General features: G+C 44.1%; 15 protein-coding genes. 10 read left to right on the top strand and 5 right to left on the bottom strand.

Going from position 1 to position 13963, the window contains the following annotated elements; translation table 11 throughout:
• The first annotated feature begins 9 nt into the window (after positions 1 to 9).
• The 8 genes from BEGALDRAFT_RS15215 to BEGALDRAFT_RS15250 all read left to right on the top strand — a co-directional run bounded on the left by BEGALDRAFT_RS15215 (position 10) and on the right by BEGALDRAFT_RS15250 (position 4762).
• On the top strand, positions 10 to 288 hold the full coding sequence (locus BEGALDRAFT_RS15215) for a 4Fe-4S binding protein (RefSeq protein WP_002691498.1): 279 nt from the start codon (positions 10 to 12) through the stop codon (positions 286 to 288).
• Between the two features lie 5 nt (positions 289 to 293).
• Positions 294 to 725, top strand: coding sequence for an ArsC/Spx/MgsR family protein (locus BEGALDRAFT_RS15220; protein ID WP_002691501.1), 432 nt, complete (start codon positions 294 to 296; stop codon positions 723 to 725).
• Positions 726 to 825: 100 nt separating this feature from the next.
• Complete coding sequence (locus tag BEGALDRAFT_RS15225) at positions 826 to 2121, top strand: FprA family A-type flavoprotein (RefSeq protein WP_002691503.1); 1296 nt, start codon at positions 826 to 828, stop codon at positions 2119 to 2121.
• Positions 2122 to 2133: 12 nt separating this feature from the next.
• Positions 2134 to 2415: a 2Fe-2S iron-sulfur cluster-binding protein gene (locus BEGALDRAFT_RS15230; protein WP_002691505.1), complete on the top strand. Its 282-nt coding sequence runs from the start codon at positions 2134 to 2136 to the stop codon at positions 2413 to 2415.
• Between the two features lie 66 nt (positions 2416 to 2481).
• Positions 2482 to 2769 (top strand): 2Fe-2S iron-sulfur cluster-binding protein, encoded by a 288-nt coding sequence (locus BEGALDRAFT_RS15235; RefSeq protein WP_002691507.1) that lies wholly within the window; start codon positions 2482 to 2484, stop codon positions 2767 to 2769.
• A gap of 33 nt (positions 2770 to 2802) precedes the next feature.
• Positions 2803 to 3150, top strand: a complete 348-nt coding sequence (locus BEGALDRAFT_RS15240) for a 2Fe-2S iron-sulfur cluster-binding protein (protein ID WP_002691509.1) — start codon at positions 2803 to 2805, stop codon at positions 3148 to 3150.
• A 78-nt stretch (positions 3151 to 3228) separates the two neighbouring features.
• The gene (locus tag BEGALDRAFT_RS15245; protein WP_002691511.1) at positions 3229 to 3825 is read left to right on the top strand and encodes a nitrogen fixation protein NifQ; all 597 of its coding nucleotides are present in this window, start codon (positions 3229 to 3231) and stop codon (positions 3823 to 3825) included.
• Between the two features lie 67 nt (positions 3826 to 3892).
• The gene (locus BEGALDRAFT_RS15250) at positions 3893 to 4762 is read left to right on the top strand and encodes an SIR2 family protein (RefSeq protein ID WP_002691513.1); all 870 of its coding nucleotides are present in this window, start codon (positions 3893 to 3895) and stop codon (positions 4760 to 4762) included.
• A gap of 68 nt (positions 4763 to 4830) precedes the next feature.
• Here the strand turns inward: BEGALDRAFT_RS15250 and BEGALDRAFT_RS15255 are convergent, their stop codons facing one another.
• Together BEGALDRAFT_RS15255 and BEGALDRAFT_RS15260 are read right to left on the bottom strand one after the other, a co-directional pair.
• Positions 4831 to 5175: a hypothetical protein gene (locus BEGALDRAFT_RS15255; protein ID WP_002691515.1), complete on the bottom strand. Its 345-nt coding sequence runs from the start codon at positions 5173 to 5175 to the stop codon at positions 4831 to 4833.
• A 20-nt stretch (positions 5176 to 5195) separates the two neighbouring features.
• The gene (locus tag BEGALDRAFT_RS15260; RefSeq protein ID WP_002691517.1) at positions 5196 to 5408 is read right to left on the bottom strand and encodes a hypothetical protein; all 213 of its coding nucleotides are present in this window, start codon (positions 5406 to 5408) and stop codon (positions 5196 to 5198) included.
• 229 nt (positions 5409 to 5637) lie between these two features.
• Here BEGALDRAFT_RS15260 and BEGALDRAFT_RS15265 point away from each other — a divergent pair, with 229 nt between their 5' ends.
• The gene (locus tag BEGALDRAFT_RS15265; RefSeq protein ID WP_002691519.1) at positions 5638 to 9525 is read left to right on the top strand and encodes a DUF3683 domain-containing protein; all 3888 of its coding nucleotides are present in this window, start codon (positions 5638 to 5640) and stop codon (positions 9523 to 9525) included.
• Positions 9526 to 9808: 283 nt separating this feature from the next.
• Here the strand turns inward: BEGALDRAFT_RS15265 and BEGALDRAFT_RS15270 are convergent, their stop codons facing one another.
• From BEGALDRAFT_RS15270 to lspA, 3 genes are read right to left on the bottom strand one after another with little or no spacing between them, the layout of a single operon-like run.
• Positions 9809 to 11440: an alpha-D-glucose phosphate-specific phosphoglucomutase gene (locus BEGALDRAFT_RS15270; protein WP_002691522.1), complete on the bottom strand. Its 1632-nt coding sequence runs from the start codon at positions 11438 to 11440 to the stop codon at positions 9809 to 9811.
• Between the two features lie 29 nt (positions 11441 to 11469).
• Complete coding sequence (gene gspK, locus BEGALDRAFT_RS15275) at positions 11470 to 12402, bottom strand: type II secretion system minor pseudopilin GspK (protein ID WP_002691524.1); 933 nt, start codon at positions 12400 to 12402, stop codon at positions 11470 to 11472.
• 10 nt (positions 12403 to 12412) lie between these two features.
• Entirely contained in the window at positions 12413 to 12934 is a 522-nt protein-coding gene (gene lspA, locus BEGALDRAFT_RS15280; RefSeq protein WP_002691526.1) for a signal peptidase II, read from the bottom strand.
• 97 nt (positions 12935 to 13031) lie between these two features.
• On the opposite strand from lspA, the gene BEGALDRAFT_RS15285 reads away from it, so the two are divergent.
• Complete coding sequence (locus BEGALDRAFT_RS15285; RefSeq protein WP_002691528.1) at positions 13032 to 13946, top strand: selenium metabolism-associated LysR family transcriptional regulator; 915 nt, start codon at positions 13032 to 13034, stop codon at positions 13944 to 13946.
• Positions 13947 to 13963 lie beyond the last annotated feature (17 nt).

Here is a 13963-nt window from a genome sequence, read left to right on the forward strand (position 1 = left end):
ACGCTAATCATGGCACTAAAAATCATTGATTCATGCGTCAATTGCTGGGCCTGTGAACCCCTCTGTCCTAGCAAGGCAATTTTTGAAGCAAAACCGCACTTTCTTATCGACGCAAAAAAATGCACAGAATGCGATGGTGACTATACCGACCCGCAATGTGCCAGCATCTGTCCTATTGAAGGAGCAATTTTAACCAGCGCAGGCGTACCCTGTAATCCAGCAGGCTCATTGACAGGCATTCCCCCTGAAAAAATGCAAGCGGCAATGGCTGAATTACGGGCGCACTAAATCCTATGGTCGATGTCGTTTTTTACGAAAAATCTGGTTGTGGCAACAATACAAGGCAAAAGAATCTGTTAGCAGACGCAGGGCATACCGTGATTGCTAAAAATTTGTTGACAGAGGCATGGACGATTGAAAAGCTATTAGCTTTTCTAAGCCCTTATCCTGTGCCCGACTGGTTCAATCGTGCCGCACCCCGTGTTAAATCGGGAGAAGTCAACCCTGAAACGGTGAGTGCAGAAGAGGCATTGCAATTGATATTGGCAGAACCCTTACTCTTACGTCGTCCGCTCATGCAAGTGGGAGAAGAACGACGTATTGGGTTTGACCCTGAAACAGTTGCCCAATGGATTGGATTAACGCCTGTAGAGACTGGAACAGACCTAGAATCCTGTCCCCGCCAACACACGCATAATCCCTGTGCAGATACTGAAGTACGGTAGGTAATTCGTTATTTTCTACTTGTTATTCAGCCTGTTAAATTGCCAACTCTCTTGGGTGCGACAGCGTCGCGCCCAATCGCGCTCGACATGAGTTTAGATTATGAATGTGTTAGCAACTACTTTGCCCAATAGTAGCGTCAATGTCGCGCAAACCCGTGTCGCTTATCCGCTATCAGAGCGGGTTTTTTGGATAGGGGCATTAGACCCTACGCTAAGAACCTTTGATATTATTCTTAAAACAGCAAATGGTACAACTTACAACGCCTACCTCATCCGAGGCAGTGAAGGCGTTGCCATCATTGATACTGTCAAAGAAAACTATGCGGATGAATTTTTTGCCCGTTTAGAATCCGTTGCACGCTATGACGAAATTAAAGTTATTGTTTTAAATCACTTAGAGCCAGACCATAGTGGCGCGTTACCTGAGTTATTAAAACGTGCCCCACAAGCCCGTTTATACATCTCTTTTAAAGCACAAACCATGCTCAAAGCCGTGTTAAAAGGTGATGATGAACTCTGTTTTACCCCCGTTAATACCAATCATACCGCCAGTTTAGGCGATTTAACCCTGCGTTTTTTACATACCCCTTATTTACATTGGCCAGATACTCAATGCACCTACCTAGAAGAAGAGCAAATTCTATTCTCAGGCGATGCCTTTGGCTGTCACTTTTGCGACCCCCGCTTATTTAATGACCTTGTTGGCGATTTTCGATTTTCCTTCGAATACTATTACGCCCACATCATGCGCCCCTTTAAAGTGCATGTTTTAAATGCACTTGCCCTCATAGAACCGTTACCCCTCAAAATTATCGCGCCCACTCATGGTCCAGTCTTACGCGACAATCCGCAAAATTATGTTAAACGGTTTCGTGAACTGGCTAATCCGCGCTTACAAAAAGACACCAAAGATAAAACCCTACTAGTTTTTTATATCAGTTCCTACGGCAATACCGCTAAAATGGCAGAGGCGGTTTATAGTGGTGCGAGTGCGGTAGAAGGGGTGAGAGTCTCTATTTTCGACCTAGAAGGGGGCGAAGTAGAACCCTTTGTTGACCTGATTGAAGAAGCCGATGGCATCATACTCGGTTCACCCACTATCAACGGTGATGCCACAAAACCCATGTGGGATTTACTTTCTTCCCTAACAGTTATCAACCTACAAGGGAAAATTGGGGCAGTGTTTGGTTCTTACGGTTGGTCAGGAGAAGCGGTGACTATGCTAGAAGACCGCATTAGAGGGCTAAAACTCCGTGTGCCTATCAAAGGGTTACGGGTTAAACTCCGCCCAACCACAGAAGAACTGGAATATTGTCGCCAACTGGGGCAAAACATCGCAGAAGTGATGGTCGGTAAATACCAACCAAAAGAAATTGATATGGCAGATTTACTCTAACGGGTATGTACGATGAAAGCAAAATTAACCTTTGAAGATATTGGAATTACTGTCAATGTCCCCGCTGGCGTGCGGGTGATTGACATCTCTGAGCGCGTTGGCTCAGGCATTATGTACGGCTGTCGTGAAGGTGATTGTGGCACCTGTTTAATGCACGTCATAAAAGGCATGGAAAACCTGTCTGCACCCTCCATGCTAGAAGATAAAGTCTTGAAGGAAAACATGGCTGGAAAAAATTTCCGTTTGGCTTGCCAAGCGCAAATTTTAGGCGATGTCACAGTAGCACCAACCTAACGGGTAATCGGATTAGATTACGTTAGGTTGGATTTTTATTAACAACACTTGTAAAAAGAGGATTTTATGGCAAAAGCAGAACTCACCTTTGCAGACATCGGTAAAACTGTCACTGTTGCAGCAGGTACACGTGTGATTGAAGTATCTGAAAAAGTTGGTGCAGGTTTAGTTTACGGTTGCCGTGAAGGTGATTGTGGTACCTGTCTTATGGTAGTCATTGATGGCTGGGAAAACTTATCTCAACCAACGGTATTAGAAGAACGTATTCTGCGTGAAAATAACGTAGGCAGACACAGCCGTTTAGCCTGCCAAGCCCAGATTTTGGGTGGTTCTGTCACCGTTAAACCCGCTTAATAGTGTTGATTTAGAAGTCAGGAGTTAAGAAATATGGCTAATATTACATTTAGCAACCCCAACTATCGGGACAAAACTGTTTACGCTGTCGCAGGTAGCCACACAGAAACCATTCTTTCTATCGCCCGTGAATACAAGATTCCCATAGAATTCAACTGTGGTGATGGCGAATGCGGTACTTGCGTCATTAAAGTTAGCAGCCTTGACGAAAAAGGACGCATGAGCAGTTTCTTAACAGATAAAGAAAAAGTTGTTTTAAAACAAGTCGGTAAATTAACGGCTGAAGACATAGAAAAAGCGGAAGTTTCTGATATTCCCCCACAATGGCGATTAGCTTGCCAATTTATTGTGCGGGATGAAGATATTCTCGTCGAATACTAAGCCCGTTGTCTCTCGTTTCTACCAAATATTGTCCCGAGGTAGAAACGAGAATTGCAATACAAAATGAGAGGATACATCATGCAAACCGAAGTGATACACCCAAGGCTGACAACGTCTAGCACTTCCCGTGATGTTTACTACAGCCAACTCATGGCACACGCGCAAAAGAATACGGAAAATACCCATATTCTTGCCTGCATGATTACAAGCTGGCTTGTTGGACAAGGCAACATGCCGACCCGTTTAGGATTAAACGACAACGCATGGAATAAGCTGTTACAACAATATTTTCCTAATTACAAACTTCCCGCGCGTCATCTCCCCTCTCACACTGTGGACATCTCCCGATTACCCGAAGTTGATGAACTCCGTACTCTTTTTTACACACACTGCGACAACCTAACCCAAGATAAACAATGCTTTGCTGACATTCTCATTGCTGGCTGCATGGGCAATGACCACCTTTGGCAAGATTTAGGACTCTGGTCGCGCAAAGATTTAACCGCACTCATCAACAACAATTTTCCAAAACTGGCGGCAAAAAACAACCGCGACATGAAATGGAAAAAATTTTTCTACAAACAACTCTGTTTACAAGAAGAGATTTATGTTTGTCGCGCCCCCTCCTGTGAAGTTTGTGCCGACTATCAAAACTGTTTCGGTAGTGAAGAATAACCCCCGCTCACGAGACACAACAGCTTTAAACTCATGAGCAAATATAAATATTTTTAGGAGCGTATCCATGTTTCAAGACATTATCGCAGGCTTACAAAACGGCTCGATTATCCCCTATCTCGGCGCGTATGCCCTTGTTGGCTCTACCAATAAATTAACAGGCGAACCTATTCCCGCCGACAGCAACAGCCTCATTCTTGCCATGAATAACGGACAACCCATGGCCCCCAAATTAATGTACGAATTCCCCCGTGCAGCCATGAACCAAGAGTTAAAAAAAGGGCGTTCATTCGTCAACAAATTTTTAACCAAACTCTATGGCGAAACCCAATGGACACCCGCACCATTACACACATGGTTAGCCAGCTTAAACCTACCCTACCTAATTGACACCAACCGCGACACCCACCTACAAGATGCCTACACTAACCGCGCTCATCTCCTCATTGTGGGTTTAGCACGGGTTGGCGGTACAGACTACCGTTTTCGTTTATACCACTTTGACGGCACAGCATACCAAGAAACCACCGTCGAAGTGGCAGACACCAGCCTACCTATTATTTTCAAACCCTTAGGAACACCGCGCCCCCAAGCGGATTTTATCGCCTCTGATGCTGACTATGTCGACTACATTACTGAATTAATGGGGGGTTTTGGGATGCCTGCCTTCTCAAAACAATATCGCCGTGGCAAACAATACCTATTCCTAGGCTTGCCCCTAACCCGCGACACAGAACGGATGATACTATCCGACATGATTTATGACGCAGCACAACCCGCAGGCTGGGCCGTGATTCCCGACCCCTCTGATAAAGAAATTCGTTTCTGTAAAAAAATGGGGATTGAAGTGATTAATGCCGAAGTTAAAGATTTATTAGCCGAAGTCGGCATTGAAGCCCCTTCGATTAAAAATCCTGCGTTAGGTGTTGCTGTGTAATATCATTAATATTCTGATATTCAGAATAAAAAACCTGATACTCATCGTATGAGCAGTATCGGGTTTTTTTATGCGTGATACTCACCAATTACCTCAATCAATCCCACAATATTCATATTAAGCATTTCCAAATCTTTCGCAGGAATCCACCATTCTGTATGGTGTGCGCCCCCAACCTTATGAATTTTATAACGACTCATAAAATTCTGATTGACCCTAAACATCATGACATATCCGACTCCATAAGCAGGAACATTCCACTGTTTTGCAATTTCAACAGCATAAAGTTCATTAGTGACAGGATAAAAAATAGGTTGTTCAGGTAAACGCGGTGACCATTTTTTAAACCCCGAGGCTTTTATCAACGTAAATTCTTCCGCCCCTGTTGGTCTATAACAAATTACAGTTTTCATAGTCTATTTAAACATTTAAGTTAAGCTAATATCTTAACCCGTCTAAAAATCTTCAACATCTCATCAATAGCATCACGATGTGTTGCGGGCATGGTTGCTAACTTATCAGCCATTTGCTGACGATTTTCTTCAGGGGCATCATTCAATAAATAATCAATCGCGGCAATCCACCGATAATTATCACTTCCCCCTTCTTTTAAAACGGCTAACGCCTCAGCCACATCTTTAAACATTATCTATTTATTCCAACAATAAGCGTTTAAATAAGCAATGTAACACAAAACTAAACTTATCTATTCACTTTTCCCTGTTTTATCCCCATCATGCAGCATAAAAACACGCTTAAAACATTCATTTATTAAATAATTCCCCTGAAAAATATAAGTTTTTCATGTCGTTACCTGCCTTTTTCTGCTAAACTTCGACCTCCTTAGACTTTCATTACCATCGGTTGTTACACTCATGACGACACAAACCCGTATTCGTGAAATCCCTTACAACTACACGTCTTTTTCTGACCGAGAAGTTTTCCTCCGTCTCATGGGCGAAAACGCTTGGCAAACTTTCAACGAATTACGTACACAACGGAAAACAGGACGTTCCGCCCGTATGTTGCTGGAAGTACTGGGAGATATTTGGGTTATCCAACGTAATCCCTTTATTCAAGATGACTTACTCGATAACCATAAACGGCTTGAATCTCTGATTCACTCCTTAACCCATCGTTTAAACCAAATCGAAACCCGTGCCGATAATAATCCACTTGCCAATGAGTTAATTAAAAGTGCGCGGCAAACCGTGCAACAATTTCATACATGGTTAGACAGTCAGCATGCCTTACGCCGTAAAGTGCGCCGTCGCTTAAGCCAAGTCACGCATAAAGATAATATTCGTTTTGACGGATTAGCCCGTGTTTCCCACGTAACGGATGCGACTGATTGGCGCGTTGAATATCCGTTTGTCGTGTTATGCCCTGATACTGAAAAAGAAACAGCGGGTTTAGTAAAAGCTTGCATCGAATTAGGATTAACCTTAATTCCTCGCGGTGGCGGTACAGGCTACACGGGCGGTGCTGTGCCTTTAGTCCAAGAAAGTGCTGTGATTAACATGGAAAAGTTAGATGCCATGAGCGATGTCACACAACGCACGTTACCAAATGTCAACCACCCTGTTTCTACCATTTGGGTTGAGGCGGGAGTTGTGACAAAGCGTGTTGCAGACCGTGCAGCCGAACATAAATGTATTTTTGCCGTTGACCCGACCTCACATGAAGCCTCGACCATTGGTGGCAATATCTCCATGAATGCAGGCGGAAAAAAAGCTGTTTTATGGGGCACAACCCTCGATAATCTGGTTTCATGGAAAATGGTCACGCCTGATGCAGATTGGATAGAAATTGAACGCTTAAATCACAATTTAGGCAAAATTCATGAAATTCCCTTTGCAGAATTCCGTGTAACTCGTTATGAAATAGATGGTAAAACGCAAAAAGGCGAACCAAACATTTTACGGATTCCCGCTCATGAAATCCGTAAACGCGGGCTAGGCAAAGACGTAACCAATAAATTCCTTGGCGGTTTACCAGGTGTCCAAAAAGAAGGTTGTGATGGCTTAATTACTTCTGCCGTATTCATTTTGCACAAACAGCCAAGTTTTACCCGCACGGTCTGCTTAGAATTTTTCGGCGCAGATTTACGCAAAGCGGTGCCCGCTATTGTGGAAGTAAAAGACTATTTAGCCAGCGTGCCTGATGTGTTACTGGCAGGCATGGAGCATTTAGACGAACGCTATGTTCGCGCTGTGAAATACAGCACCAAAGCCCCACGCCAAGAACTGCCGAAAATGGTCTTACTCATTGATGTTGCGGGAGAAGATGAAAATGCCATTGCACAAGCCGCTTCACATATCGTCCGTTTAGCCAATGCCCGTGAAGCAGAGGGCTTTGTTGCCATTACCCCCGAAGCTCGGCAACTATTTTGGAAAGACCGCTCACGCACTGCCGCGATTGCCGCACATACAAATGCGTTTAAAGTCAATGAAGACGTTGTGATTCCGCTTGACCGTTTAGCCGAGTACAACGATGAAATTGAACGGATTAATATCGAACAATCCACGCAAAATAAATTACAAATTGTCGATGAAATTCTGCACTACTTAGAACACGAATTACCCAACAGTTTCAGCACAAAACAGAGTGGCGATTTTGGACATTGCCAAGAATCAGGCGAAATTTTAGCCACGAAAAAAACAGCGGCTATTGCGTATCTCCAGAAAATTAAACAATTATGGACATACCTAATGGCAAATTTAGACCAGTCCGCGCAGACTTTAAAAACTTTAGCGGACGCGAGTTTATTAACCTTTAAAGAAAACTACCCTTTTAGCCAACTCGACGCAGACCCCGCAGAAACTATTTTTACTCTGCTACAACGCCGAGATTTACGCATTTCTTACCGTCTAACCGTACAAAAAACCCTAGACGACATTTTTATCGGCTTAAATTTGGCGGATGTACAACAAAAAATCCGCGAAATTCATCGGAAAAAACGCACAGGACGGCTATTTGTCGCAACCCACATGCACGCAGGGGACGGCAACGTCCACACCAACATCCCCGTTAATTCCAACGATTACGAAATGCTACACGAAGCTGACCGCATTGTTGCGCGGGTGATGGCATTCGCCGAAAAACTCGGCGGGGTAATTTCTGGCGAACATGGTATCGGTATCACCAAACTACAATTTTTAAGCCCTGAATATCAACAAGCCTTTATTCAATATAAAGAAAAGATAGACCCCAAAGGGCATTTTAATCGTGGAAAACTGCTCCCAAACGGCGGATTGCAAAACGCCTACACCCCTTCTTTACGACTACTAGAACAAGAAGCCTTATTACTAGAAGCCAGCGAATTGGGTGAATTAAACGTCATGATTAAAGACTGTTTACGCTGTGGCAAGTGCAAACCCGTCTGCAATACCCATGTTCCCCGCGCTAATCTGCTCTACTCACCACGCAATAAAATCCTTGCCACAGGCTTAATTATTGAAGCCTTTTTATATGAAGAACAAACACGGCGCGGGATTTCCTTACGCCATTTTGACGAAATGAACGATGTTGCTGACCACTGCACCGTTTGCCATAAATGCGAAAATCCCTGCCCTGTCAACATCGACTTTGGCGATGTTACCATCAAAATGCGTACGATTTTAAAGAAACAAGGACAACGGCGCGTTAGTTTAGGCACATGGGCAGCCATGCGCTACCTGAACGCTACTGACCCGCTTTTTATCAAATTTCTACGCACAACCATGCTCGGCTGGGGCTTTAAAGCACAAAATTTAGGCTATCAAATTGCGAAAAAACTCGGTTTAGCGGGTAAAAAGACCATTCCACCTGCCACCACAGGGAAAATGCCTTTAAAAGCCCAAATTATTAACTTTGTTAAAAAACCCTTACCCGCCAGTTTACCCACTAAGACAATGCGCGGTTTATTAGAATTGGAAGATAGAAACACGATTCCAATTTTACGCGACCCCGCCAAAGTCACCGACGACAGCGAAGCCGTGTTTTACTTCCCAGGTTGCGGTTCTGAACGCCTATTTAGCCAAGTCGGTCTTGCAACCCTCGCCATGCTCTACGAAGTTGGCACACAAACTGTCCTCCCACCGGGTTATCTATGCTGTGGCTATCCGCAAATTGCCAACGGCGACGAAGCCAAAGGACAAAACATCACCACAGGCAATCAAGTCTTATTCCATCGAGTTGCTAATAACCTGAACTATTTGGATATTAAAACGGTCATTGTCTCTTGTGGGACTTGCATGGATCAACTTTTAAAATACCAATTCGAGCAAATTTTCCCCAACAGTCGCTTATTAGATATTCATGAATATCTGATGGAAAAAGGCATTACTTTAGATGGCGTAAGTGGAACACGCTATATGTACCATGACCCTTGCCATTCGCCGATGAAAACCTATAACCCGACCAAAGTCGCCTCGACCTTAATGGGGCAATCGGTACTACTATCGGAGCGGTGTTGTGGTGAAGCGGGCACATTTGCCGTTGCGCGTCCTGACATTGCAACGCAAGTGCGTTTCCGCAAGCAGGAAGAGTTACAGAAAGGCGTTAAAAAACTCAGTGGTTCAGAAACAAACGAACAAGGCACGGTCAAAATGTTGACATCTTGCCCTGCATGTGTGCAAGGACTATCCCGCTATCGTGACGAAGTCGGCATTGAAACCGATTACATTGTTGTTGAACTCGCGACTAAAAATTTAGGCACAGACTGGCAACGGCGTTTTCTGGAAAAAGTGAAACAAGGCGGGATTGAACGGGTAGTACTTTAATTTATATTATTGGATGGGTGAGATTATGTTTTCCTTATCCATCTCAATATCAAACATTAATTTTTATGCCCTAAGAGTGAATCATATTGTTTTAACCTGAGTTTTGCGAGTTTTTTAAAAAAAGACAACAGCTTGTCTGAATCAGGATTAGCAGGATTGAAAAGCGTGATTCGCATTAATTTCTTGGTTTTAGGGTTTAAATCCTGTTAATTCTGAAAATCCTGATTCAGACAAATGTTTATCTTTATTAACAGAATCTCGCCGAACTCAGGTTAGGTTAATTTTAAGTAATCACTGTCGGCTGTTCGCGTCCTGTGCGTGTTTTGATGCCTGCTAATTGGTCAGCAACTTGGATTAAATCGGCGAGTAGCGTTTGTGCATCTTGAGTTTGTAGGCTTGGTTCAGTGCAGTAGGATTCTAAATATACGCGCAAAGTCGCACCTTCTGTGCCTGTCCCTGAAAGGCGGAAAACAATGCGTGAGCCGTCGGTAAAGCCTATTCTTAAGCCTTGTCCTGTGCTAATGCTGTGGTCAACAGGGTCGGTATAGCTGAAGTCGTCGCAGAAAGCGATTTGATAGCCTTTAAACGTTTGTTGTAATAAAGTGGGGAATTTTGATTGTAAATCAGTCATTAACTGTTTAGCAATTTGGCTGTCTATGCCTTCATAATCATGACGGCTGTAAACATTGCGCCCGTATTGTTGCCAGTGTTCGTGCAAAATTTCTGCAACGGATTGTTGGCGAACTGCAAGAATATTGAGCCAGAATAAAACCGCCCATAAGCCGTCTTTTTCGCGCACATGATTGGAGCCTGTGCCGAAACTTTCCTCACCGCATAAGGTCGCTTTGTTCGCATCTAATAGGTTGCCAAAGAATTTCCAGCCCGTCGGGGTTTCATAGCAGGGAATATTGAGGGCTTGGGCGACGCGGTCAACTGCCATGCTGGTAGGCATGGAACGGGCAACGCCTGTTAAGCCATTTTGGTAGCCTTTGACGTGGTGGGCATTGGCGACGAGAATCGCAAGGCTATCAGAGGGGGTGACAAAGCAGTGTCGACCTAAAATCATGTTGCGGTCGCCATCGCCATCAGACGCTGCGCCAAAATGGGGGGCGTTGTCGCTGTAGAGTTGTTTGACTAAATCCTCGGCATAGGTCAAGTTTGGGTCAGGATGTCCACCGCCGAAGTCTTCTAAGGGTGTGCCATTCATGACTGTACCAGTGGGTGCGCCGAGTGTTTGTTCTAGCAGATGATGGGCGTAAATGCCTGTAATGGCGTGCATGGCATCGAAACGCATGGCAAAACCTGATTGAAAGAGTTGACGAATTTTGTCGAAGTCGAACAGATTTGCCATGAGTTGAGCGTAATCTTCAACAGGGTCAATAACTTCTACGCTTAAACTGCCGATTTGTTGATTGCCTAATTGGTTTAGGGCAATATCGGGCACGTCTAAAATACGATAATTTTTAATCGTTTGAGTTTCTGCATAAACGGCTTCGGTGAGTTTTTCAGGGGCGGGACTACCGCTACTGACGTTGTATTTAATGCCGAAATCGCCATCTTTTCCTGCGGGGTTGTGGCTGGCAGAGAGAATTATTCCGCCAAAGGCTTGGTATTTGCGAATCACGGCTGAAGCGGCGGGGGTGGAAAGGAGTCCGTTTTGTCCTAATAAAATCCGTGCAAAGCCATTGGCAGCCGCCATTTTAGCAATGGTTTGAATGGCAATGGTGTTGTAATAGCGACCATCGCCACCCAGCACGAGGGTTTTGCCTTGTACATCGCCTAAGACGTTAAACAGGGCTTGTACGAAGTTTTCTAAATAGTGAGGTTGTTGGAAAACAGTGACTTTTTTACGTAAGCCTGATGTGCCTGCTTTTTGTCCGCTATAGGCTTGGGTTGATACGGTTTTTATTTGCATAGTGATGTGATGATGAATCAGGGGCGAGGTTAAAAAGTGCTGGGTTCTTGGCTACGGGTTAGGGTAATAACGCCACTATCCGTGCGTTGTAATAAGCTGGTTAATCGAGAACGGGCGCGGTCGATAAAAACATCGGCTTGATAACGAAAGTAATGGCTAGAAACGCCTAAGCCTTCTTTATCGACTTTAAGACCTGCTAGGGCTTCATGTGCGAGAAATGTTTGTAAGTTTTTAAATGGGATAGATTCACGACCTTTAATCAGGGTTTCTACTTGTTCGGGGGTTAAGTCATCCGCTAAGGTCATGAGAACGGCTAACGGTGCGGTGTTGACATTAATCTCTGTGATTTCAGGCAATGCGGTGACATAGGGAATTATTTTGTTATAAATCTCGGCTTTAAAGCCTGCAACCAGACGTAATTCAGTGGGGCTGCGCATTTTGGTATTGGCGGCGCGGTAAGCGGGTTTATTGATTAAATACGTGGTTTCTTCTGCACCGTTGGGTAATTGGGGGTCGTTATCAGGGTCTATCCAATCGACGACGGCTTGGGCAAGGTCGGGTGAGATTTCTAAATAAGTCAGTAGGCGTTGAAAGCGTTGTAATTGTAAAGGAACGACTTTTCCCTCACTGTCAACCAAATTATTCAGATTAAACTTTGCTTGTAAATCGCTCAGTTGTCCTTGTAACGTACCGCCATCAATGGGGAAAGGCGGGAGTTGTACTGCCCATAACTCGCTTAATGCATCGTATTGGCTGTTTTTACGGTCTTGTTGCAAGATTTGACCCGCCCATGTTTCGCCACCGAGTGCGTAAAGATAGGCTTGGTCGTTGTTGAGTAGATTTGCGGTGCGACGAATATCCAATTGTTGGCGGGCAGTCATGGCGACGGCAATCACAGTTGCCAGTGCGACGATAAGAATGGCTGTAATCAGCGCGACACCGCGTTGTTGATACTTGAGCATTTAGAACATATTAAGAAGAGTATGGCGCGTGTTGGGAATGGCTCAACCAAAGCGCATCAATCAGTAACATGATAGCCCCCACTGTAATCGCACTGTCTGCTATGTTAAACGCGGGGAAATGCCACGTTTGATAATAAACATCAATAAAGTCGATAACATAACCGTACAGCACGCGGTCGATAAGATTACCGATTGCCCCCCCCAGAATTAAAGCTAACGTTGCGGCTAACCATTTTTGTTGGCTAGATAAACGGCTCAACCAGATAATCATCACGAGACTGATAACAATAGCGAGTCCTGTTAAAAAATAACGTTGCCAGCCTCCTGCTTCCGCCAGAAAACTAAAAGCAGCCCCCGTATTGTAAACAAGGGTAAAGTTTAAAAAAGGCAGAATGGGATACGGTTCGTGGTAAACCAATGCACTGTTTGCCCAAAGTTTGGTGAGTTGGTCAATGATGAGGACTAAGAGCGATAAACTTAACCACCATAACGCACGATAACGCGGTGCGTTTGCGATTGGGGAATATGCCATACTTAAGAAGTTCCTTATATTGCGATATTAACAGTTTTTTTTTGATATTTTATCATAGACTATAGAAAAGTATTTTTAGTGATGGAGCAGATTTCTCATGGCTGATCGGCGTTTACAAGTGTTTTATACCGTTGCGCGTTTATTGAGTTTTACCAAAGCAGCGGAAGCATTACACATGACACAACCTGCGGTTACTTTCCAAGTTCGGCAGTTAGAAGAGCATTTTAATACCCGTTTATTTGACCGCACACACAATCGAATTGCCTTAACCGAAGTTGGAAAACGGGTATTTTTTCATGCTGAGAAAGTCTTTGAGCAATATGCACTGATGGAAAATGATGTGCGGGAAATGACAGGCAATATGAGCGGATTTTTATTAATCGGTGCAAGTACAACCATTGCCGAATATATGTTACCCGCGCTGTTAGGCGATTTTAAAAATAAATATCCTGATGTCGGTATCCGTTTAAAAGTCTCAAATACAGAAGAAATTGTTTCCATGGTTGAAGACAATATGATTGATTTAGGCGTGGTAGAAGCCCCTGTCGGTAATAAAAGTTTAGCGGTGGAATTGTGTCGAATGGATGAATTAGTGGCGATTGTACCGATGAATCATCCTTTAACCCGAAAAACAGCCGTAACACCGCAAGAGTTAGCGACTTATCCATTTATTTTCCGTGAAGAAGGGTCGGGCACGCGGGAAGTTGTGATGGAGTATTTAACCCGTGCAGGGTTGTCTTTGTATGATTTAAATGTCGTGATGGAATTAGGCAGTTCTGAGTCAATTAAGGGCGCAGTAACATCAGGCATGGGCATTTCTATTTTATCGCGGGCAGCAATTCAAAAAGAGTTACAGCTTAGAACCTTAAAGCAAGTGCAATTAATGCCCCGTTTAGAAAGACCATTTTCATTCGTACATCAAAAACAAAAATTCCGTTTTCGGGCAATGGAAGAACTTTTAAAATTTGCGAGCCATTACTGTAGTACGCGCCCATTGCAAAGTGTGGCGTAAAATCCAACAGACCTGCT

The organism is Beggiatoa alba B18LD, assembly GCF_000245015.1.
In the GTDB taxonomy this organism is placed as follows: domain Bacteria; phylum Pseudomonadota; class Gammaproteobacteria; order Beggiatoales; family Beggiatoaceae; genus Beggiatoa; species Beggiatoa alba.